The sequence below is a fragment of the Pseudomonas turukhanskensis genome (assembly GCF_027922365.1).
Taxonomy (GTDB): Bacteria; Pseudomonadota; Gammaproteobacteria; order Pseudomonadales; family Pseudomonadaceae; genus Aquipseudomonas; species Aquipseudomonas turukhanskensis.
The window spans coordinates 1-22164 of the sequence record NZ_BSFN01000018.1 but is presented as its reverse complement, the minus strand read 5'-3'; the positions used below and the strand labels follow the sequence as shown (position 1 = coordinate 22164).

15 protein-coding genes are annotated in these 22164 nt (G+C 62.3%); 11 read left to right on the top strand and 4 right to left on the bottom strand.

What is annotated here, in order from left to right:
• Positions 1-30: 30 nt before the first annotated feature.
• A complete protein-coding gene (locus PKE98_RS21495; RefSeq protein WP_271197440.1) occupies positions 31-1251 on the bottom strand; it encodes an MFS transporter in 1221 nt (406 codons plus the stop codon).
• A gap of 166 nt (positions 1252-1417) precedes the next feature.
• Here PKE98_RS21495 and PKE98_RS21490 point away from each other — a divergent pair, with 166 nt between their 5' ends.
• Complete coding sequence (locus PKE98_RS21490) at positions 1418-2191, top strand: AraC family transcriptional regulator (RefSeq protein WP_271197439.1); 774 nt, start codon at positions 1418-1420, stop codon at positions 2189-2191.
• A 244-nt stretch (positions 2192-2435) separates the two neighbouring features.
• Here PKE98_RS21490 and PKE98_RS21485 read toward each other — a convergent pair whose 3' ends face one another.
• From PKE98_RS21485 to nirB, 3 genes are all read right to left on the bottom strand, one after another.
• The gene (locus tag PKE98_RS21485) at positions 2436-3122 is read right to left on the bottom strand and encodes a substrate-binding periplasmic protein (RefSeq protein ID WP_271197438.1); all 687 of its coding nucleotides are present in this window, start codon (positions 3120-3122) and stop codon (positions 2436-2438) included.
• Between the two features lie 253 nt (positions 3123-3375).
• Positions 3376-3729: a nitrite reductase small subunit NirD gene (gene nirD / locus PKE98_RS21480; RefSeq protein WP_271197437.1), complete on the bottom strand. Its 354-nt coding sequence runs from the start codon at positions 3727-3729 to the stop codon at positions 3376-3378.
• Entirely contained in the window at positions 3729-6293 is a 2565-nt protein-coding gene (gene nirB, locus PKE98_RS21475; protein ID WP_271197436.1) for a nitrite reductase large subunit NirB, read from the bottom strand. Before nirB ends, nirD begins: the two co-directional genes overlap by 1 nt.
• A 615-nt stretch (positions 6294-6908) precedes the next feature.
• Here nirB and PKE98_RS21470 point away from each other — a divergent pair.
• The 10 genes from PKE98_RS21470 (at position 6909) to PKE98_RS21425 (ending at position 21556) form a co-directional block, all read left to right on the top strand.
• Complete coding sequence (locus PKE98_RS21470) at positions 6909-10940, top strand: bifunctional nitrate reductase/sulfite reductase flavoprotein subunit alpha (RefSeq protein ID WP_271197435.1); 4032 nt, start codon at positions 6909-6911, stop codon at positions 10938-10940.
• 259 nt (positions 10941-11199) lie between these two features.
• Positions 11200-12399 (top strand): CmpA/NrtA family ABC transporter substrate-binding protein, encoded by a 1200-nt coding sequence (locus tag PKE98_RS21465; protein ID WP_271197434.1) that lies wholly within the window; start codon positions 11200-11202, stop codon positions 12397-12399.
• Between the two features lie 13 nt (positions 12400-12412).
• Complete coding sequence (locus PKE98_RS21460) at positions 12413-12988, top strand: ANTAR domain-containing response regulator (protein WP_271197433.1); 576 nt, start codon at positions 12413-12415, stop codon at positions 12986-12988.
• Between the two features lie 694 nt (positions 12989-13682).
• Positions 13683-14897 (top strand): nitrate/nitrite transporter, encoded by a 1215-nt coding sequence (locus PKE98_RS21455; protein ID WP_271197432.1) that lies wholly within the window; start codon positions 13683-13685, stop codon positions 14895-14897.
• Positions 14898-14906: 9 nt separating this feature from the next.
• Positions 14907-16574: a bifunctional protein-serine/threonine kinase/phosphatase gene (locus tag PKE98_RS21450; RefSeq protein WP_271197431.1), complete on the top strand. Its 1668-nt coding sequence runs from the start codon at positions 14907-14909 to the stop codon at positions 16572-16574.
• Positions 16575-16704: 130 nt separating this feature from the next.
• Positions 16705-17448 (top strand): uroporphyrinogen-III C-methyltransferase, encoded by a 744-nt coding sequence (gene cobA, locus PKE98_RS21445; protein WP_271197430.1) that lies wholly within the window; start codon positions 16705-16707, stop codon positions 17446-17448.
• A 196-nt stretch (positions 17449-17644) separates the two neighbouring features.
• Positions 17645-18565 carry a DUF72 domain-containing protein gene (locus tag PKE98_RS21440; RefSeq protein WP_271197429.1) on the top strand — a complete coding sequence of 307 codons (921 nt, stop codon included), beginning with the start codon at positions 17645-17647 and terminating at the stop codon, positions 18563-18565.
• A complete protein-coding gene (locus PKE98_RS21435) occupies positions 18562-19350 on the top strand; it encodes an endonuclease/exonuclease/phosphatase family protein (RefSeq protein ID WP_271197428.1) in 789 nt (262 codons plus the stop codon). The genes PKE98_RS21440 and PKE98_RS21435 overlap by 4 nt, the downstream gene beginning before the upstream one ends.
• The gene (gene clsB / locus PKE98_RS21430; RefSeq protein WP_271197427.1) at positions 19347-20582 is read left to right on the top strand and encodes a cardiolipin synthase ClsB; all 1236 of its coding nucleotides are present in this window, start codon (positions 19347-19349) and stop codon (positions 20580-20582) included. Before PKE98_RS21435 ends, clsB begins: the two co-directional genes overlap by 4 nt.
• Complete coding sequence (locus tag PKE98_RS21425) at positions 20579-21556, top strand: lysylphosphatidylglycerol synthase domain-containing protein (protein ID WP_271197426.1); 978 nt, start codon at positions 20579-20581, stop codon at positions 21554-21556. The genes clsB and PKE98_RS21425 overlap by 4 nt, the downstream gene beginning before the upstream one ends.
• Positions 21557-22164: the final 608 nt, after the last annotated feature.

Sequence of the window (22164 nt, the reverse complement as noted above, 5' to 3'; positions counted from 1 at the left end):
CGCGGCCAGGGTTGCCCTGGCCGCGGCGCTTCAAACGCCTTTGGTCGACGGCAACAGCACCGTCAAAACGCCCAGCAGCGGCAGAAAAGCGCACAGGCGAAAGACATATTCAATGCCATGGATATCGGCCATATAGCCAAGCAGCGCGCCGCCGATACCGCCAAAACCGAACATCAAGCCGAAGAAAATCCCGGCAATCATGCCCACGTTGCCCGGCACCAGCTCCTGGGCAAACACCACGATGGCAGAGAACGCCGAGGCCAGAATAAAGCCGATGATCACGCTCAGTACGCTGGTCCAGAACAGGTCCACGTAGGGCAGCATCAAGGTGAACGGCGCCGCGCCCAGAATCGAAAACCAGATCACTTTCTTGCGCCCGATCCGGTCGCCAATCGGCCCGCCGAAAAAGGTGCCGGCCGCCACAGCGCCGAGAAACAGGAACAGGTACAGCTGCGAGCTGGCAATGGAGATATCAAACTTCTCGATCAGGAAAAACGTGAAGTAGCTGGTCAGGCTCGACATATAGAAGTACTTGGAGAACACCAGCAGCGCCAACACCACCAACGCGCCGATCACACGTTGCTTCGACAAACCATGGGTAGCCACGCCGCCGCTTTTCAGCTTGAACAGGTTCAGGTGGTTGCGGTACCAGCGGCTCAGGCCGTAGAGCACGCCAATGGCGAACACGGCAAATACCCCAAACCAGGCCACATGCCCCTGGCCATACGGAATCACAATGGCGGCGGCGAGCAACGGGCCGAACGCGGTGCCAGCGTTACCGCCTACCTGAAAGGTGGACTGCGCCAGGCCATACCGACCGCCCGAGGCCAGACGGGCAATGCGCGAGGCTTCCGGGTGGAAGGTCGAGGAGCCAATGCCCACCAACCCCGAGGCCAGCAAAATCGCCGGAAAACTGCCGACAAACGCCAGCAGCAAAATGCCCACCAAGGTGCACAGCGAACCCACCGGCAGCAGCCAGGGTTTGGGGTGGCGGTCGGTGTGGTAACCGACCCAGGGTTGTAGCAAGGAAGCCGTCAGCTGGAAGGTCAGGGTAATCAGGCCCACCTGGGCGAAGGTCAGGCCGTAGTTGGCCTTGAGCATCGGGTAGATGGAGGGCAGCACGGCCTGGATCAGGTCGTTGACCAGGTGCGCCAGGGCGCAGGCGCCGATCACGCGCATAACCAAGGGGCTGGCGTGTTGGGCTACCGACGGGGCGGCAGCCGAGGGTGAAGCGGTGGCACTGATAGACATAGGGCAGCTTCCTGACAGTCAAGACACGCCACAAAGGCCAGGCGCAGAAACATGCGCTGGCAATTTCGTGGGTCGGCGCTATCCTACGGGCCAACAAAAGCGCCTGTCTCGCGAAATGCAGACAACAACTATCGCAAAACAGACAATGTTCTATCCCAAGCAAACAATGTTCAGATCGATTGATGAACACGTGCGGGAAATCGACGCTGCGCCTTGGCGCGTCAGCAGTAGCGCCAACGACTACCCGGCCGATTGGCACATCCCGCCCCACAGCCACAACAAGCACCAACTGATCTACGCCATCGCCGGCGTGATGGTCGTGCATGCCGCGTTGCACCAGTGGACCGTGCCACCGAGTCGTGGCATCTGGATGCCCAGCGGCCAGGAGCACGCCATTCGCTGTATCGGCCAGGTGAAAATGCGCAGCGTATTTGTGCAACCCGACGCGTCCCTCGACCTGCCCAACGACCCCAAGGCCGTGAGCATTTCGCCGCTGCTGAGCGAACTGATCCAGGCTTCCATCGGCATCGCCGAGCCCTACCCCGACAACTCGCGAGAAGCGCGGGTGATGAACCTGATTCTCGACGAACTGAAAATCCTCCCCACCCTGCCCCTGCACCTGCCGCAACCGGCCGACCCGCGTGTGGCGATTATCTGCGCCAGCCTGCAAGAAAATCCCGGCGACCACGCCACCCTCGCCGACTGGAGCGGGCGCCTGCACCTGGACGAGAAAACCATTCAACGGCTGTTCCAGAAAGGCACCGGCATGACGTTTGGCCAGTGGCGTCAGCAAGCGCGGTTGTTGCAGGCGCTGGAGCGGATTGCCGTAGGCGAACGCATCATCGATGTGGCCGGCGCGCTCGGCTACGAAAGCCCGAGTGCGTTTGCCACGATGTTTAAAAAGCAGTTCGGGGTAACGCCGAGTCAGTTTTTCAAATGAGCCTATGCGGATGGGCTGGAGCGCATTGCTGACAGCGTTGGATGCGTTGGCCTGAAGAAGATCAAAGGCCCCTCACCCCCGGCCCCTCTCCCGCAAGCGGGCGAGGGGTGACGTATGCCAACCGCCTCACTCCGATCCGCCCCCTGGAGCGACGACGGAGTGAGGGACCTGGAGCGAAGCGGAAAGCCCAGGTAAGGTCAAGCAGCGCGTGCAGAGGGGACGACAGTCCCCTTTCTACAGGCAACTAGTTATCCACCGTCACCCCATGGCGCTCAGCAATCGCCTTATAAACACCATTGCGCCGCAACTTGGCCAACGCCTGATTAAAACGCTCCAACAGTTGCTCGGTTTGCGGATAGTTACGCGAGGTCATCAGAAAGTTGTGCCCCACCGCCAACGGTGTTTTCAGGGTGTGAAAACCCTGCTGTTCATCGACGGAAAAGTGTTTGCGAATCACATCCCAACCCACCCCCTCCACCGCCGCCACCATGTCCACCCGGCCGGCACGCAGCTTCTTGAAGCTGGACTCCTCGCTGGTAGCCAAATCCAGGCTAAGCCCGGCTTCGGCAAACATCGCTTCGTAGTAGTAACCGCGCACACCGCCCATTTTGTAGGGTTGCAACTCGCTCAGCGCGGTAAAAGTCTGCGGGTACTCGCGCTCGTCCTGCTGGTAATAAAACAGCAGGGTTTTCTTGGCGTACAAGGGCTGCGAGAACAGAAACTTCGCCTCGCGCTCGGGCGTAGGCACATAGGGCATGGTGGCCCAGGCTTGCAGGTCTTGCACGGCGAGTTCGCAGCGCGGCCAGGGCAGAAAACGGAATTTAAACTTCACGCCCATTTCCTTGCCCACCTCTGGCAACAGCTCGGTAAGAAAGCTGCGCGCCGGGTTGCTGCTGACGTAGGGCGGCAGCTCGCTGGTGGCGATGGTCAAAACCGGCGTCGCGGCGTTGGCCTGGCTGCCGAGGGCGGCCAGGCAGAGAACGGCGCACAGGAGGTGTCTGATAGTATTGTCCGCCTGAAAGATCGGTTGAGTCGGTTATAGCACTCTAGACAACCCTGGCTCGCCAGACATTCTGTATTTTCCTGCACGAGCCTGGGTCCCAGCCTGCGCTGGGACGATGGGGGCCAGCAACCCCTCCGTCATTCCGGCGCAGGCCGGAATCCAGAATCTCTGGTCAAGCGCCTCACCCGCCTAAATACACCTCCACCACATCCCCACTCACCCGCACCGGCCACACCTTCAACACCTGTTCGGGGTATTCCAGGCACGTGCCGTCCTGCAACCGGAAGTGCTGCTTGTACAACGGCGCCGCCACCACCAGGTCACCGGCCAGGCTACCCACGATGCCCCGCCCGATCACATTGGCCCCCGACAAGGGGTCGCGGTTTTCCACGGCAAATACCTGCTCGCCGTCCGGCAGATAAAACAGCGCCACCTGCACGCCTTCCACCCACGCCACCACCCCGGAATTGGCCACCAGGTCGCTACGCGCGCAGGCGACGGTCCAGCCCTGTTGTTCGATTGCCATGGCCTGCATCACACCACCTCCACTGCGCTGATGAGCTTGAGTTCGTCGAGCTGCATCGGGCGGATCTGCCCGCGTTCTTTGACGAAATGAATATCCGGATCGCCGCCCTTGGCGTTGACGAAGGTGCGGAAGCGTTTGAGTTTTTCCGGGTCGTTAAGGGCGTTGGCCCATTCGCATTCGTAGCGGTCGACCACCAGTTGCATCTGCGCTTCCAGCTCGGCGCCCAGGCCCAGGCTGTCGTCAATGATCACGGCCTTGAGGTAGTCGAGGCCGCCTTCCAGGGTTTCGCGCCACACCGAGGTGCGTTGCAGTTTGTCGGCGGTGCGGATGTACAGCATCAGAAAGCGGTCGATGTAACGGATGAGTGTTTGGTCATCCAGGTCGGTGGCAAACAGTTCGGCGTGGCGCGGGCGCATGCCGCCGTTGCCGCTTACGTACAGGTTCCAGCCCTTCTCGGTGGCGATGACGCCTACGTCTTTGCTCTGGGCCTCGGCGCATTCACGGGTGCAGCCAGACACCGCGAACTTGAGCTTGTGCGGCGAGCGCAGGCCCTTGTAGCGGTCTTCAATAAACAGCGCCATTTTCACGCTGTCTTGCACGCCGTAGCGGCACCAGGTACTGCCCACGCAGCTTTTTACCGTGCGCGTGGACTTGCCGTAGGCGTGGCCGGTTTCAAAGCCGGCGGCAATCAGCTCGCCCCAGATATCCGGCAACTCGTGCAGTTGTGCGCCGAACAGGTCGATGCGCTGGCCGCCGGTAATCTTGGTGTACAGGTCGTATTTTTTAGCCACTGCGCCGATAGCAATCAGGCCATCCGGAGTGATTTCACCACCGGGTATGCGCGGTACCACCGAGTAGGTGCCGTTCTTCTGCATATTGGCCATAAAGGTGTCGTTGGTGTCTTGCAGCGGCACCAGCCACGGCTCCTGAATGGGCCGGTTCCAGCACGAGGCCAGAATGGAGCCGATGGCCGGTTTGCAGATATCGCAGCCGACATGGCCTTTGCCATGACGGGCGAGCATGTCCTCGAAGGTCTCGATGCCGCCGACGCGCACCAGTGAATAGAGCTCTTGGCGGGTATAGGCAAAGTGTTCGCACAGGCTCTTGTCCACCGCCACGCCACGGGCGCTGAGTTCGTGTTCGAACACCTGCTTGAGCAAGCCCGCACAGCCGCCGCAACCGGTGGCGGCTTTGGTGCTGGTTTTGAGGGCGGCCAGGTCGCTGCAGCCGCTGTCGATGGCGCAGCAGATTGCGCCTTTGCTGACGTTATGACACGAGCACACGGTGGCGGTGGCCGGCAATGCGTCCACGCCCAGCGCCGGTGCGGCGCTGCCTTGCGGCAGAATCAACGTCGCCGGGTCGGCCGGCAGGGCAATGCCGTTCTGCACGTATTGCAGCAGCGTGTCGTAGTAGCTGTTGTCGCCTACCAACACGGCGCCGAGGGCTTGTTTGCCGTCGGCAGAAACGATCAGGCGGCGGTAGGTGGAGGTGGCTTCGTCGATAAACCGGTAGCTGCGCGCACCCGCCGTAGCGCCGTGGGCATCGCCAATGGAGCCAACGTCCACGCCCAGCAGCTTGAGTTTGGTGGACATATCGGCACCGAGAAACGGCACCGCGCTGTCATCGCTCAAGCCCACCGCATCGCACAGTTGCGCAGCCACGCTGCGGGCCATCTGATAACCCGGTGCAACCAGGCCGAAGATGCTGCCGTTCCAGGCCGCGCATTCGCCGATGGCAAAAATGCGCGCATCGCTGGTGCGGCATTGGCTGTCGATGGCGATGCCGCCACGGGCTCCCAGGTCCAGCTCGCAGGCTTTGGCCAGGGCGTCCTGCGGGCGGATGCCGGCGGAGAAAACGATCAGGTCGGTTTCCAGAAACTCATCGTTGGCGAAATTCATGCGGTAGCGGTAGTCGCTGCCGGGCGTGATCGACTGAGTGCCGCTTGACAGGTGCACGCTGACGCCCAGCGCCTCGATTCGCGCCTTCAGGGCCTGGCCGCCGTTGTCGTCCAGCTGCACGGGCATCAAGCGCGGCGCAAACTCCACCACATGGGCTTCGAGGCCCAGGGACTTGAGGGCGTTGGCTGCTTCCAGACCGAGCAGGCCGCCGCCGACCACCACGCCACGGCGGGCGTTTTTTGCGGCGGCCTGAATGGTGTCCAGGTCCGCCAGGGTGCGGTACACCAAGCGCGAGTCGCCGGCAGCACCTTCAATAGGCGGCACAAAGGGATAAGACCCGGTGGCCAACACCAGATGGTCGTAGGGTACGCAGCCGTTGGCGGTGATCACCTCGTTTCGAGCGCGATCGATTTCCAGCACCGGCACGCCCAGGTGCAAGGTCACGCCCGGCGTCTGATACAGCCCCGCCTCGCCCAGGGCCAGCGACTCGGCATCGCGACCGCCGAAGTATTCGGAAAGGTGCACACGGTCATAGGCACGCAGCGGCTCTTCGCTGAACACCTCAATGCGGTAATGCGCCAGGGCGCCCCGCTCCACCAACTGCTCCACGCAGTGATGGCCCACCATGCCGTTGCCGATTACCACCAGGGTTTGCCGCTCATTTGTGCTGTTCATGTGTGCACCCGCAAGGTCTATCCGGTTTTTGTAAACAAAAAATCGAAGCAAAAAAAAACGCCTGGAACCAAAAGGTTCCAGGCGCCTTTGCCTGTTCGTGCTGCCGGCCCATAAGCCCGACGCAGTCATGTAGTACCCGGGCCGTTTGCGGCCAGATGATCGCCATTGATCAACAGGGCATCCCACACGCGACGACGCGGCGGGTTGCTGGGGTGTATGCAGTGGTTGTGCCAGAAGGCTTTGAATGCACCTGAGCAGCCGTTGTTGGCGGGTTCAAGGTGCAGTGGTTGTGCATTGCCTGTTGAACGATTCGGGACCAAAACAGTGCGAACTCGGTGCACGGCGCCCCAACGTGACGCGAATAGTGCGGGCAAAAATAGCGGCGCACCTGGATTCCCGCCTGCGCGGGAATGACGGTGAACGCCGGAAAAACCGCCGTCATCCCCCGAAGGCCGGGTTCCAGAATGAGGCGGCGAACACATTGGCCCAGCCATTGCTACACACAGGCAAAGGCCATCAACGACGATGGCCGCATTTAGAGGCAAAGGCGCCATGCAGCTCCCGTTGAAAAACGGCCCGGCTGCATGGCGCCTTTTTCGTTTCGGCGGGAAAACCATGGTCGACACACAGGCAGCCACCAGCAGCAAAACCGTACGCAGCGTATGCCCCTATTGCGGGGTGGGCTGCGGCATTGTCATGCAGGTGGAAAACAACCTGATCGTCAAAGTCTCGGGCGACAAACAGCACCCCAGCAATGCGGGTCGCTTATGCACCAAAGGCACCACGTGCGGCCAGGCGGTGGCCAACAGCGGCCGCATGGAGCACGCCTTTATGCGCCAGGAGCGCAACCGCGACCCGGTGCGTGTAGGCATCGACCAGGCCGTTGAAGCCACTGCCGGCCGCCTGCGCGCGATCATTGATAAGCACGGGCCGGATGCCGTAGCGCTCTATGTGTCCGGGCAAATGTCGCTGGAAGCGCAGTACCTGGCCAACAAGCTGGCCAAGGGGTTTATCCGCACCCGCCATATCGAGTCCAACTCGCGGCTGTGCATGGCCAGCGCGGGAAGCGGCTACAAGCTGTCGCTCGGCGCCGATGGCCCGCCAGGCTCCTACGATGACTTCGACCACAGCGACCTGTTTGTGGTGATCGGCGCCAATATGGCCGACTGTCACCCGATTCTGTTTTTACGCTTGCTCGACCGGGTAAAGGCCGGCGCCAGGCTGGTGGTGATCGACCCACGGCGCAGCGCCACCGCCGACAAGGCCGATCTGTTTCTGCAGATACGCCCTGGCACCGACCTCGCGCTGCTCAATGGCCTGCTGCACCTACTGGTGAAAAACGGCCATACCGACCCGGCGTTTATCCAGGCCTTTACCGAAGGCTGGGAGGTAATGGAGGACTTTCTTGCCGTCTATACGCCCGAGCATGTCGCCGAAATTACCGGCCTCAGCGAAGCCGATATTCGCCAGACCGCGCAGTGGATCGGTACTGCCCACAACTGGATGAGCTGCTGGACCATGGGCCTGAACCAGAGCGTGCACGGTACCTGGCACACCAACGCGCTGTGCAACTTGCACCTGGCCACCGGCGCCATTTGCCGCCCCGGCAGCGGGCCGTTTTCCCTGACCGGCCAACCCAACGCCATGGGCGGTCGCGAGATGGGTTACATGGGGCCGGGCTTGCCGGGCCAGCGCTCGGCATTGGTGCAGGAGGACCGTGCCTTTATCGAGCAGATGTGGAATCTGCCAAGCGGCAGCCTGCGCAGCGAGGCCGGCGACGGCACCGTGGCGATGTTTGAGCAGATGCGCGCCGGCGTCATCAAGGCCTGCTGGATTATCTGCACCAACCCGGTGGCCAGCGCGCCCAATCGGCAAACCGTAATCGAGGCGCTGCAAACCGCCGAGCTGGTGATTACCCAGGACGCCTACCTGGACACCGAAACCAATCGCTACGCCGACATTCTGCTGCCCGGCGCGCTCTGGGCCGAGGCCGAAGGCGTGATGATCAATTCCGAGCGCAACCTGACCCTGATGCAACCGGCGGTGCAGGCGCCCGGCGACACCCTGCCCGACTGGCAACTGATTGCCCGCGTGGCCTGCGCCCTGGGCTTTAGCGAGGCCTTTGGCTACGACACTGCCGAGCAGGTGTTCGAAGAACTCAAACAGGCCGCCAACCCGAAAACCGGCTACGACATCCGCGGTGCCAGTTACGCCCGCTTGCACCAGGCACCGCTGCAATGGCCCTGCACCGATGCCGGCGGTAGCGTGCGCAACCCCATCCGCTACCGCGACGCACACACCACCCGCTTTGCCACCGACAGCGGCAAAGCGCAGTTCTTTGCCCGGCCCTATCTGCCACCGGCCGAACTGCCCGACGACGACTTCCCACTGGTGCTCAACACCGGCCGCGTACAGCACCAGTGGCACACGCTGACCAAGACCGGCAAGGTGCCAACGCTGAACAAACTCAACCCCGGTCCGTTTGTGGAAATTCACCCCGGCGACGCCGCACGCCTGGGCATTGTCGAGCGCAGCCAGGTGGAAATCCGCTCGCGGCGCGGCCGGGCGGTTTTACCGGCCGTGCTCAGCGAACGGGTGCGCCCCGGCAACTGTTTTGCACCGTTTCATTGGAACGATGTGTTTGGCGACCACCTGGCCATCAACGCCGTTACCAGCGATGCCATTGACCCGATCTCCCTGCAACCGGCGTTCAAGTTCTGCGCCGTAGCCCTGCTCCCGATCAGCCCGCCCGCACCGCCAGCCGCCAAGGAATCTGTCCCGATGACACTCGATGCGCTCGCCCGTCAGCTCAACCTCGACGCTCCGGCCCCGCTGGCGTTGACCGCCGACGAGCAGCGGTATATGCAGGGTTTTCTACTGGGCTTGCGACACGCCGAGGCGCGCCAGGCCGGTGTGCCGACGCTGCCAGCCAGCGCGCCGATTGCCGCGGCTAAACGCCTGCTGGTGGATGGGTTGCTGGCCGGCATGTTTTCCCGCGCGGACAATGACGTCGCACCGCTGCCCCTGGTTGAAAACACTGAACCGCAATGGCTGGTGCTCTGGGCCTCGCAAACTGGCAATAGCGAAACCCTCGCCGCCACCTGCGCCGACCGCTTGAGCAACGCCGGCCAAAGCGCGCGCTTGCAGCCGATGGACGAGGCCAAGCTCGATGATTTGCGCAACGCTGCTGGCGTGCTACTGGTCACCAGTACCTTTGGCGACGGCGACCCACCGGACAACGCCAGCGACTTCTGGCACAGCCTGCAAAACGCCGAAGCGCAGGCTCTGGCCAACAGCCGTTTTAGCGTGTTGGCCCTGGGCGATTCCAGCTACCAGCAGTTCTGTGGCTTTGGCCGCAAGCTCGATGAGCGCCTGGCCGCCCTGGGTGCAGAGCGCTTGCAGCCGCGCCTGGACTGCGAGCCGGACTATGAGGCACCGGCGCAGACGTGGCTTGACGCGTTGTGCAGCCGCGTCAGTGCCAGCCCTGAACCCGCGGCGCTGTTACGCCCAACGCCGGTAGAAAGCAGCACCTACAACCGCGCCAACCCGCTGCGCACCACACTCTTGCACAACCAGGTGCTGAACCGCCCGGGCGCCGCCAAGGAAACCCGCCACCTGGCCTTCGACCTCACGGGGCACGACTTCCCCTATCAGGCCGGCGATGCCCTCGGCGTGTGGCCGAGCAACGACGCGGCGCTGGTAGACGAGTTGCTCACCACCCTGCGCCTGGACGGCGACAGCCCGGTTGAACTGGTCACTCAACCACACATGCCGCTGCGCGAAGCACTCACCGAACACCTCGAAATCGCCCGTATCAGCCCGGACCTGCTGCGCCGTGTGGCCGGGCACAATGGCAGCCCGTTCCTCGACGAGTTGCTGCACGAAGGCAATCAAACGGCGCTTCAGGATTGGCTCTGGGGCCGGCAAGTGCCGACGCTGCTGCGCGAATACCCCATTGCCCTGGATGCCCAGCAACTGGCCAGCCTGCTCAAGCCGCTGCAACCGCGCCTGTACTCCATCAGCTCCAGCCCCAGGGTGACGGCCAATGAAGTGCACCTGACGGTTGCCATCGTTCGTTATCAGCACCAAGGCCAGGCGCGCGGCGGCGTGTGTTCGACCTTTCTGGCCGACCGCGCAGTCAATACGGGTGTGCGCATCTTTCTGCAACGCTCCACCCACTTTCGCCCGCCGCAAGAACCCACTACGCCGCTGATCATGATCGGCCCCGGCACAGGCATCGCACCGTTTCGCGCCTTTTTGCAGGAGCGTCAGGCGCGAGGGGGCGGCGGCAAGAACTGGCTGTTCTTTGGCGAACAGCGTGCGGCAACCGACTTCTACTACCACGACGAATTGCGCGCCTGGCAACGCAGCGGCCTGCTGACGCGCCTGGACACCGCGTTTTCCCGCGACCAGCACGAGAAAATCTACGTGCAGCAGCGCATGCTCGAAGAAGGCGCGGCGATCTGGCAGTGGCTGGAGCAAGGCGCCTACGTGTGCGTGTGCGGTGATGCCAGCCGTATGGCCAAGGACGTGGACGCGGCGCTGAAGAAAATCGTGCAAGTGCACGGCAAGATGAGCGCCGGGGCGGCGACGTTGTATGTGAGTGGCATGAGCAAAGACCGGCGCTACCTGCGCGATGTGTATTGACGTTCGATTCTGGATCCCAGCCTGCGCTGGGATGACGGGTGGGTTGGGCGTGCACCGTCGCCCCAGCGCAGGCTGGGGCCCAGAATGTTGCAGGCTGCCGCCAATCACCCGGCACAGCATTTGCTCATCAAACCCAAGGGCCGACGTCCATTGCTGGAACCCGGCCACCACTGACATGACAATGGCGTCGTGCGCGACTGGCAACAGGCCGGGAGACACGTCGCTTTTTTTTTGCAAAAACGGTTTGGGACTACGCGGCATGAGCGATCACAGCAACTCCCTGGATGCCCTCCACGCCCTGGCCTGGGTGGCCGGCAGTGACGCACCGGAAAAGAATGTGCTGAACCTGGGCTTCATGCCACTGAGCGACTGCGCCTCGGTGGTGGTGGCCGCCACTCAAGGCTTTGCCCAGCCTTACGGCCTGACCCTGAACCTCAAACGCCAAAGCTCCTGGGCCGGCCTGAGCGACAAATTGCTCAGCGGCGAACTCGACGCGGCCCATGCCCTGTACGGCATGGTCTATGCCATTCAACTGGGCATCAGCGGCGCGCCGGCCACCGATATGGCGGTGCTGATGGGCCTGAACCAGAACGGCCAGAGCATCAACCTGTCGCAGCCGCTCAAGGACGCCGGAGTGACCAGCGGCGGTGCACTGCAACAACGCGCGCACCAAAGCGGCTCGCCGCTGACCTTCGCCCAGACCTTCCCCACCGGCACCCACGCCATGTGGTTGTACTACTGGCTGGCCAGCCACGGCATTCACCCGCTCAACGATGTAAACAGCGTGGTGGTGCCGCCGCCGCAAATGCTTGCGCACCTGCAAGCCGGGCGGATTGACGGGTTTTGTGTAGGCGAGCCGTGGGGCGCGCACGCCATTGCCGAGGGCCAGGGCTTTACCGTCAGCACCAGCCAGGCGTTGTGGCCGGACCACCCGGAAAAGGTCTTGGCCTGTACCCGCGAGTTTGTCGAAAACTACCCCAACACCGCCCGTGCCCTGGTGATGGCCGTGCTGGAGGCCAGCCGCTTTATCGAACAAAGCCCGGAGAACCGGCGCAGCACCGCACAGCTGTTGAGCGCCAGCGAATTTCTGGATGCCCCGGTGGCGAGTATCGAGCCGCGTTTGCTGGGCCGTTACAGCGATGGCCTGGGCAACGCCTGGCAAGACGACCACGCCCTGCGCTTGCATGCCAACGGCGCGGCCAATTACCCGTACTTGTCAGACGGCATGTGGTTTATGACCCAGTTCCGCCGTTGGGGTTTGCTGCGTGAAGAGCCGGATTACCTGGCTGTAGCGCAACAGGTGCAGCAGCTTGAACTCTACGGCCGCGCCGCTGGCAGCCTGGAAATCGCCCTGCCCGCCTCGCCGCTGCGCAGCAGCACCTTGCTCGATGGCAGTGTGTGGGACGGCAGCGACCCGGCCGCCTACGCCCGCAGCTTTGCCCTGCATGCGTTGCAGTAAGGAGCCGCTGACCATGTTGCGAATCCTGCTGATCAACGACACCTCGAAGAAGGTCGGGCGCCTGCGCGCGGCCTTGAGTGAGGCGGGTTTTGAAGTGATAGACGAGTCCGGCCTGACCATCGATCTGCCCGCACGCGTGGAAGCCGTGCGCCCGGATGTGGTGCTCATCGACACCGAGTCCCCCAGCCGCGATGTGATGGAACAGGTGGTGTTGGTGAGTCGCGACCAGCCACGGCCCATCGTGATGTTCACCGACGAGCACAACCCAGACGTGATGCGCCAGGCGATCAAATCCGGGGTGAGTGCCTATATCGTCGAAGGCATCCACGCCCAGCGTTTGCAGCCGATCATGGACGTAGCCATGGCCCGGTTTGAAAGCGATCAGGTGCTGCGCGCTCAACTGCACGCCCGCGACCAGCAACTGGCCGAGCGCAAACGGGTGGAGTTGGCCAAGGGCCTGTTGATGAAGATGAAAGACTGCAACGAAGAAGAGGCCTATACCCTGATGCGCCGCCAAGCCATGAGCCGGCAGCAGAAGTTGATTCAGGTGGCTGAGCAGATTATTGCGATGAGTGAGATGTTGAATTAGCGGGTCGCGGGCGAGCGTCTGGTTCGACATTCTGGGTCCCAGCCTGCGCTGGGACGACGGAGTTTTTTCCAAGTACACCGTCATCCCAGCGAACGCTGGGATCCAGATTCTCTAGGCCTGCACAACGGTGCGCACAACGCACCTCGCATCACATGGCGTTTTTTTCAAGTACGCCGTCATCCCAGCGAAGGCTGGGATCCAGAATCTCCAGGCCTACACGACAGTGCGCACAACGCACCTCGCATCACACAGCGTTTTTTCAAGTACGCCGTCATCCCAGCGCAGGCTGGGATCCAGAATCTCTAGGCCTACACGACAGTGCGCACAACACACCTGGCATCACACGGAGTTTTTTCAAGTACGCCGTCATCCCAGCGCAGGCTGGGATCCAGAATCCCCAGGAGTACACGACGGTGCGCAGAACGCCCTCCACGCGCCATAACGCAGCACAGCCACTCCAACCACCCACGCCATAAACACCAGAACCCCCGCCCTAGAGCCTCCCACCGAACCTGGCACACAACCTGCTCATACATTTACACAGGTAGCCAACGGCGGTTGCCCCACCCCGACAAAGACGTCGCTATTCCCTGAGCCAAAAGCCCAGTGGAGTGCGGCGTTTTTTGCGTTTTGGTGGAGCAGCCGCCGGGCTGCCCACCTGCAAATACCACTCTTTTTGCAGATGAGGTGTTGAATGAATAACAACAGTTTCTGGAAAGCCGGGCATACCCCCACGCTGTTTGCTGCCTTCCTGTATTTCGACCTGAGCTTTATGGTCTGGTACCTGCTCGGCCCGATGGCCGTGCAGATTGCCACCGACCTGCAACTGACCACCCAGCAACGCGGCTTTATGGTGGCCACGCCGATTCTGGCCGGCGCCTTTCTGCGTTTTCTGATGGGCATGCTGGCCGATCAGGTGTCGCCGAAAACCGCCGGCATCATTGGCCAGGTGATCGTGATCGCGGCCCTGGCAGCCGCCTGGCAATTGGGCATCCACAGTTATGAGCAGGCGCTGCTGCTCGGTGTGTTCCTTGGCATGGCCGGCGCTTCGTTTGCCGTCGCCTTGCCGCTCGCCTCGCAGTGGTACCCGGCCGAACACCAGGGCAAAGCCATGGGCATTGCCGGGGCTGGCAACTCGGGCACGGTGATCGCGGCCCTGGCTGCACCGGTGCTGGCGGTCGCCTTTGGCTGGACTAACGTGTTTGGCCTGGCGTTGATTCCACTGGTCATCACCCTGGCGGTGTTCGGCCTCCTGGCCCGCAATGCCCCCAACCGCGCCAAGCCCAAATCCATGGCCGATTACTTCAAGGCCTTGGGTGACCGCGACAGCTGGTGGTTTATGTTTTTCTACAGCGTCACGTTTGGCGGTTTCATCGGCCTGGCCAGCGCCCTGCCCGGCTATTTCCATGACCAGTACGGTCTCAGCCCGGTGACTGCCGGCTACTACACCGCCGCCTGCGTGTTTGGCGGCAGCCTGATGCGCCCGCTGGGTGGCGCGCTGGCCGACCGCTTCGGCGGCATTCGCACCCTGCTCGGCATGTATGCGCTGGCGGCTATCTGCATTGCGGCGGTGGGTTTCCACCTGTCCAGTTCGGTTGCCGCACTGGCGCTCTTCGTGGCCGCCATGCTCGGCCTTGGCGCTGGCAACGGCGCCGTGTTCCAGCTGGTGCCGCAGCGCTTTCGTAAAGAGATCGGGGTTATGACCGGGCTGATTGGTATGGCCGGCGGCATCGGCGGCTTTCTGCTGGCGGCGGGTCTTGGCGCCATCAAGCAAAACACGGGCGACTACCAGCTCGGCCTGTGGCTGTTCGCCAGCCTCGGCGTGGTGGCCTGGTTTGGTCTGCACGGGGTTAAACGCCGCTGGAGAACCACCTGGGGTTCGGCTGCCTTCACTGCTGCACGCGTGTAAGGCCGCCCCATGAGCCTGCAGTTGAGCTACGCCGAAGCCAGCGCCAGCGGCCCTCGGGAGCAAAACCAGGACGCCGTGCGCCTGGTAACCCCCGCCCCGCCGCTGGCCGCCAGCAAGGGCTACCTGTTTGCCCTGGCCGACGGCGTGAGCCAATGCGCCGACGGCGGTCTGGCCGCGCGCTCAACCTTGCAGGCACTGGCCTCGGACTATTACGCCACACCGCAAACCTGGGGCGTGGCGCAGGCTCTGGATCGGTTGCTGCTGGCGCAAAACCGCTGGTTGCACGCCAACGGCGGTGGGCAACCGCTGCTCACCACGCTCAGTGCCTTGGTGGTGCGCGGCAGGCACTTTACCCTCGCCCATATCGGTGATTGCCGGGTGTACCGCTGGTTTGCCGGGCAGTTGCAACGCATAAGCGAAGACCATGTCTGGGGCCAGCCGGGCATGCAGCATGTGCTCAAGCGCGCCATGGGCCTGGAGCAACACCTGGTGGTGGATTACCTGGACGGCGACTTGCGCCAGGGCGAGAGTTTTTTGCTGGTCAGTGATGGCATCTGGGCCACGCTCAGTGAAGCCTCCATTGCCGGCATTCTGCGCGATGAGCCCCAGCTGCAAGCGGCCAGCCACGCGTTGGTACGCGCCGCTCACCAGGCCGGTAGCCAGGACAACGCCAGTGCAGTGCTGGTGCGTGTTGATGAACTCGGCGAGGCCAGCCTGGGCGATGTATTGGGGCAGATCGAACAATGGCCCCTGCCACCGCTGCTCAAGCCGGGCCAACAGTTTGAAGGCTGGCAGGTGGAGGCCTTGCTTAGCCACACGCGCCAGTCGTTGGTTTACCGCGTAAGCGACCCCCAGCAACAAAACTGGCTGCTCAAAACCCTGCCAGCCAGCCGGGAAACAGACAGCAACGCCGGCCAGGCGCTGTTGCAGGAAGAATGGTTTCTGCGCCGGGTAGCCGGTCGTTACTTTCCCGAGGTGCACCACGCCAATCAGCGTCAGCACCTGTACTACCTGATGCGCGAACACCAAGGCATCACCTTGGCCGAGCACTACCAACTGCACGGCAACGTCGGCCTAAACCAATGGCTCGACATCGCCCAGCGCCTGCTTCGGGCGCTGGGCATGCTGCACCGGCGCAATATCCTGCACCGGGACATCAAACCGCAAAACCTGCTGCTGGGCAGCGATGGCGAACTGCGGGTGCTGGATTTCGGCCTTGCCTTTTGCCCTGGCCTGTCGCGCCAGGACGAAGGCGAGCTACCCGGCACCCCCAGTTTTATCGCCCCGGAAGCTTATGCAGGCACAGCGCCGAGTGTGGCGCAGGACCTCTACAGCGCCGGTGTGACGCTCTACTTTCTGCTCAGCGGCCACTACCCCCACGGCGAAATCGAAGCCTTTCAACGTCCGCGCTTCGGTGCCCCGGTGGCCGTCAGCCGGTATCGGCCCGATGTGCCGCAATGGCTGGTGCACAACCTGGACAAGGCACTGGCCAACGACCCGACGCAACGCTATGAGACGGCGGAAGAATGGTTATTGGCGTTGCAACAGGGCGAACACCAACCGCTCGCGCGACCACGGCCGTTGCTGGAGCGGGAACCATTGAAAGTCTGGCGCGGGCTGGCCCTCGTCTCGCTGCTGATAAACATGCTGCTGCTCGCGTGGCTATTACACACATGAATGAGCCAATCGATTGCCGTAGGCGCGAGCTTGCTCGCCAAGGCGCTGCCAGCCCCCCGCCAATGGCGCAGGCCGAAGCACGCTTGGCCAGCAAGCTGGCGGCTTCAACCCCTATTTCGGAGGATCTGCAATGAGCGCAAAAGTCTGGCTGGTGGGCGCCGGCCCCGGTGACCCGGAACTGATGACCCTCAAAGCCGTGCGCGCGCTGAATGCCGCGCAGGTGGTAATGATCGACGACCTGGTCAACCCGGCTGTGCTTGAGCATTGCCCCAACGCCAAGGTCATTCCCGTCGGTAAACGCGGCGGCTGCCGTTCCACCCCGCAGGCCTTTATTCATCGGCTGATGCTGCGCTACGCCCGCCAGGGGTATTGCGTGGTGCGGCTCAAAGGCGGCGACCCGTGCATATTTGGCCGAGGCAGTGAGGAAGCGGACTGGCTGCAGGCCCACGGCATTGAAGTGGAGCTGGTGAACGGCATCACCGCGGGGTTGGCGGGTGCGACCCAGTGCGGCATTCCGCTAACGCTGCGCGGCGTGGCCCGTGGTGTAACGCTGGTGACGGCGCACACGCAAGATGACAGCAGCCTGAATTGGCGGGCGCTGGCCCAGAGCGGCACCACATTGGTGATTTATATGGGCGTGGCGAAACTGGAAGAGGTTCAGCAAGAGTTGCTGGCCGGTGGCCTGCCGGCAGGCACGCCAGTGGCGATGATCGAAAACGCCTCGTTGCCCCAGCAGCGCGAGTGCCGCAGTGATTTGGCGGGAATGCGGGAAGCGGCGTTGGCATTTGAGCTCAAGGCGCCGGCGGTGATGGTAATCGGCGAGGTAGCAGCTTTGGGCGTCAAGGCGGCAGTGGATAGGCAAGCCACGGCGTAGGCGTTGCTCTTGCCCAACAATGACCCATAACAGGGCCCCGACTTACCCCGACCAAAAAACCTGAACCGCCCCCTGGCACCTTAAGTCCGAACTAGTACTGGGCGCGCCGTGCGCCCGTCTAACTTACTAGGGAGGACTACCCATGCTTACTGTCGTGAAAGGAAACCCCAGCCACCTCAGAAAGCCCTGCTAGCCCATGGCCGCCATTCGAATCGGGATATCCGGCTGGCGTTACGGCCCCTGGCGCGGCGAGTTCTACCCCAAGGGCCTAGTGCAGAAAAAAGAGCTCAAGTTCGCCTCGCGTGCGGTCAACAGTATCGAAATCAACGGCTCGTTTTACGCCCTGCAAACCCCGGAACGCTATCGCAACTGGGCCGCAGATACGCCGGACGACTTTGTTTTCAGCATCAAGGCGCCGCGCCTGATTACCCACATCAAGCGTCTGCGCGATGTTGAAAAACCGCTGGCCAATTTCTTCGCCTCCGGCCTTGGCCAGTTAAATGGCCGGCTTGGGCCAATTCTTTGGCAATTTCCGCCCAGCTTTAAATTCGACGCGGCGCTGATTGAAGACTTTTTCCAGCAACTGCCCAGCAGCCGCCGCGCCGCCAAGCGCCTGGCCAGCCACAGCGATGAGCGCCGCCAGGTAGAGGGCTATATGGATTGGCCCGGCCAAGAGCCACTGCGCCACGCCATGGAAATTCGCCACGACAGTTTTGTCGACGACGCCTTTGTCAGCCTGCTACGCGAACACAACGTCGCGCTGGTGATAGCTGATGCCGCGAAGAAATGGCCGTACGCCGAAGACCTCACCAGCGACTTCGTTTATATGCGCCTGCACGGCGACAAGAAGCTTTATAGCAGCGGCTATTCGGCGGCCGCGCTGGAGCGCTGGCATGAGCGCATCGACGCCTGGACCCACGGCAAACAGCCCTCCGACGCTCACCTGATCAGCCCGGACAGCAAACCCACACGCGGTGCACGGGACGTGTACTGCTACTTCGACAACGACATCAAAACCCGCGCGCCCTTCGATGCGCACGCATTGCTGCAGTCGTTCGACCTCACCGCCGCGCTGGCCACACGGCCCGGTGTGTTACCGCAAGGAATCGAGTTATGAGTACCGTCACCTCCGTGCCTCTGCCCGTCAATCAGTTACGGCCAGCTGTGCACAGCCTGCGCATTCTCACGGTGAACATGCACAAGGGTTTTACCGTGTTCAACCGGCGCTTCATCCTGCCGGAGCTGCGCGATGCGGTGCGCACCATGGAAGCCGACCTAGTGTTTTTGCAGGAGGTGCACGGCACCCATCAAACCCATGCCAAGCGCTACAGCAACTGGCCACCGACGCCGCAGTACGAGTTTCTGGCCGACAGCATGTGGCCGCAGTTCGCCTACGGGCGCAACGCGGTGTACCCCGACGGCGACCATGGCAACGCACTGCTGTCCAAATTCCCGATTCTGCGCCACGACAACCTCGATGTGTCGGTCGGTGTGCACGAGCAACGCGGCCTGCTCCACAGCGTGCTGGATGTACCGGGCCATCGCGAAGTGCACGCCATTTGCGTGCACTTGGGCCTGCGTGAAGCGCACCGGCAAAAGCAGTTGGAGCTGCTCTGTGCCCTGCTTGATGCTCTGCCCCAGGACGCCCCAGTGATCGTGGCCGGCGACTTCAATGACTGGCGCCTGCGCGCCGATAGCGTGCTGGCCAAAGCTGGCATGCAGGAAGTGTTCATGCAGCATTACGGCATGCCGGCGCGCAGCTTTCCGGCGCGTTGGCCGCTGTTGTGCCTGGACCGTATTTATATCCGCAACGCCAAGAGCCATGAGCCGCAGGTGTTGTCGACCCGGCCGTGGTCGCACTTGTCCGACCACGCCCCCCTGGCTGTGGAGGTACGCCTATGAACTACGAGTGGCGCGAAGGCAATGAAGTACAGCTGCTGATCAACGGCGAGGCGTTTTTTCCCCGTGTGTTTGCTTGCATTCAGGCGGCACGCAAAGAGGTACTGCTGGAGACCTTTATCATTTATGAAGACAAGGTCGGCAAGGAGCTGCAGAAGGTTTTGATTGCCGCTGCCAAACGCGGCGTCCACGTGGAAGTGACGGTGGATGGCTACGGCACCGCCGACCTGGGTGCGCCCTATGTGGCCGCGCTTACCGAGGCTGGGGTCAAGCTCAATGTCTTTGACCCGCGTCCGCGCGTCCTGGGCATGCGCACCAACCTGTTTCGCCGCCTGCACCGCAAGATTGTGGTGGTGGATGCGGAGACGGCGTTTGTAGGGGGCATCAACTTCTGCGCCGATCACCTGGCTGACTTCGGCCCCATGGCCAAGCAGGACTACGCCGTGCAAGTGCGCGGCCCCATTGTCACCGACGTGCACCGCGCCGCCCTTGAACTGCTGGCCGTGCGCCGTGGCGAGCGGCCCGGCAAGCAGCCGTTGTCACCGGCCAACCATTTTCGCGGCAATGTGCGCATGCGCATGTCGCTGCGCGACAACGATCAGTACCCCAACTGCATCGAAGCTGAATATATGCAGGCCATACGCTCGGCCAACTACCGGCTGGTGGTGGCCAATGCGTACTTTTTCCCGGGCTACCGGCTGTTGCGCGAGCTGCGTAATGCGGCGCGCCGTGGCGTGAAGGTCACCCTGGTGATGCAAGGTATGCCCGATATGCCAATCGTGCGCCTGTGCACTCGCCTGCTTTACAACTACTTGCTGCGTGACGGCGTGGTGATTCACGAGTACTGCCAGCGCCCCCTGCACGGCAAGGTGGCCCTGGCAGACCATGAATGGGCCACGGTGGGTTCCAGCAACCTCGACCCGCTGAGCCTGTCGCTGAACCTGGAGGCCAACCTCATCATTCGCGACCACACCTTCAACCAGCAACTGCACGACCACCTCACCGACCTTGGCGCCAACAAATGCAAGAAGGTCACGCTGGAACGCGTGATGCGCGGCTACTGGTGGCGCGCGCCGATCATCTTCTTAACCTTTCACTTTCTGCGCCACTTCCCTGCCATTGCCGGGTGGTTTCCCGCGCATTCGCCACGGCTAAAACCGCTGACCGTGGACGACGCCGTGGGTGTTGTCGAGGAACCCGTCGCATCTGCCTGTAACGCCGAGGAAAGCCGATGACCTCCGACAGCGTGACCGCCGAGCAAAGCCAACCGCAGCCGGCCTGGAAGGTGTGGGGCAAACGCCTGCTGAATATTTTCTTCTTCTGCCTGGTGCCGGTGTTGCTGTACCTGCTGGTGCGCAACCTCAACTGGCAGGAAGTGAAAACCGCGCTGCACGCCTACAGCGCGCAGACGCTGTTGCTGGCGCTGGCTGCCAGCGCCGCCAGTTACGCGGTGTACAGCTGCTTCGACTTGATTGGCAGCCACTACACCGAACACAAGCTGCCGGCGCGGCAAACCATCCCCGTCACCTTCGTGTGCTACGCCTTCAACCTCAACCTGAGTTCCTGGGTGGGTGGCATTGCCATGCGCTACCGCCTGTATTCGCGGTTGGGGCTGGATGTACCGACCATCACCAAGGTCATCAGCATCAGCCTGCTGACCAACTGGTTGGGCTATATCCTGCTGGCCGGCGGGGTGTTTTCCCTGCGGCTGGTGGATTTGCCCGCGCACTGGAAAATAGGCGAGACCACCCTGCAATACATTGGTTTTGGGTTATTGGTGGCCGCGTTCGTTTACCTGTTCGCCTGCAAATTCAGCAAGCGGCGTAACTGGCATTTCGGCAAACAGGAAATCACCTTGCCGAGTCTGCGCATGGCGTCTGCGCAGATCGTATTGGGCACGCTGAATTGGGGGTTGATGGCGGCGATGATCTTTATTCTGCTGCCGGACAAGGTGTCGTATTGGGACATTCTCGGCATCCTGCTGATCAGCAGCATTGCCGGGGTGGTTACCCATATTCCGGCCGGGCTCGGGGTGCTGGAGGCAGTGTTTTTGGCGTTGCTGCAGCATCAGGTGGACAAGGGCAGTATCGTTGCAGCGTTGATTGGGTATCGGGTGATTTACTTTTTGATTCCGTTGGCGGTGGCGGTGGTGGTGTATGCGGTGCTTGAGAAGCGGGCGAAGCATATTCGGACTTCGCAGGATGAGTAGGGGCGTGCGTGAAAACTCCCTCGCTGCGTCGTTGCTCCAGGCCGAGCTGAAGGCGACTATTCGCGCAACGGCTATCCGCCGAATCGGCGCGGTTTTTGTGGGAGAGGCTTCAGCCTCGATGCTTTTTAAGCGGTATTTTGGCTATCGTTGTTCTTCTTCGTTACCGCGTGTGCTGAACGTTTTGTTTCGCGCCTTACGCGCGAGTTTCTTTTTCCAATCGTTGGAATGCCGCACCATAAAAAAGAAACCAAAAAATCTTGCCCCTACCTGGGCCCTACGCTTCGCTTCGGGTCCCCTCCCTCCGTCGTCGCTCCAGGGGCCGGGCTGAAGGGCCATCCATGGCCCTCATCCCTCTGCGCGTCTCCCGGCCGCTACGACCCCTTACACAACGACTCCGCTCGGCCTGGCGCTCAAGGGGCGGGTAGATCACAAGCGATAGATCACAAGCCAGATCAACAGCCCCTCACCCCCGGCCCCTCTCCCGCACGCGGGCGAGGGGTGACTTATGGCGACGATCGCATTTGATTTTGTAGGAGCCAGCTTGCTGGCGAACCCTGCAAACGCAGGTCGCGAATCACCTTTTCCAGGGTTCGCCAGCAAGCTGGCTC

What these genes read in the sequence shown, in the direction of transcription:
- PKE98_RS21440 (WP_271197429.1), top strand. Translation starts at nt 17,645, where the DNA reads ATGGCCGCCATTCGAATCGGGATATCCGGCTGGCGTTACGGCCCCTGG.
- nirD (WP_271197437.1), bottom strand. Translation starts at nt 3,729, where the DNA reads ATGCAGGCCATGGCAATCGAACAACAGGGCTGGACCGTCGCCTGCGCG.
- PKE98_RS21490 (WP_271197439.1), top strand. Translation starts at nt 1,418, where the DNA reads ATGTTCAGATCGATTGATGAACACGTGCGGGAAATCGACGCTGCGCCT.
- PKE98_RS21450 (WP_271197431.1), top strand. Translation starts at nt 14,907, where the DNA reads ATGAGCCTGCAGTTGAGCTACGCCGAAGCCAGCGCCAGCGGCCCTCGG.
- PKE98_RS21465 (WP_271197434.1), top strand. Translation starts at nt 11,200, where the DNA reads ATGAGCGATCACAGCAACTCCCTGGATGCCCTCCACGCCCTGGCCTGG.
- PKE98_RS21460 (WP_271197433.1), top strand. Translation starts at nt 12,413, where the DNA reads ATGTTGCGAATCCTGCTGATCAACGACACCTCGAAGAAGGTCGGGCGC.
- PKE98_RS21435 (WP_271197428.1), top strand. Translation starts at nt 18,562, where the DNA reads ATGAGTACCGTCACCTCCGTGCCTCTGCCCGTCAATCAGTTACGGCCA.
- cobA (WP_271197430.1), top strand. Translation starts at nt 16,705, where the DNA reads ATGAGCGCAAAAGTCTGGCTGGTGGGCGCCGGCCCCGGTGACCCGGAA.
- PKE98_RS21455 (WP_271197432.1), top strand. Translation starts at nt 13,683, where the DNA reads ATGAATAACAACAGTTTCTGGAAAGCCGGGCATACCCCCACGCTGTTT.
- PKE98_RS21495 (WP_271197440.1), bottom strand. Translation starts at nt 1,251, where the DNA reads ATGTCTATCAGTGCCACCGCTTCACCCTCGGCTGCCGCCCCGTCGGTA.
- clsB (WP_271197427.1), top strand. Translation starts at nt 19,347, where the DNA reads ATGAACTACGAGTGGCGCGAAGGCAATGAAGTACAGCTGCTGATCAAC.
- PKE98_RS21470 (WP_271197435.1), top strand. Translation starts at nt 6,909, where the DNA reads ATGGTCGACACACAGGCAGCCACCAGCAGCAAAACCGTACGCAGCGTA.
- PKE98_RS21425 (WP_271197426.1), top strand. Translation starts at nt 20,579, where the DNA reads ATGACCTCCGACAGCGTGACCGCCGAGCAAAGCCAACCGCAGCCGGCC.
- nirB (WP_271197436.1), bottom strand. Translation starts at nt 6,293, where the DNA reads ATGAACAGCACAAATGAGCGGCAAACCCTGGTGGTAATCGGCAACGGC.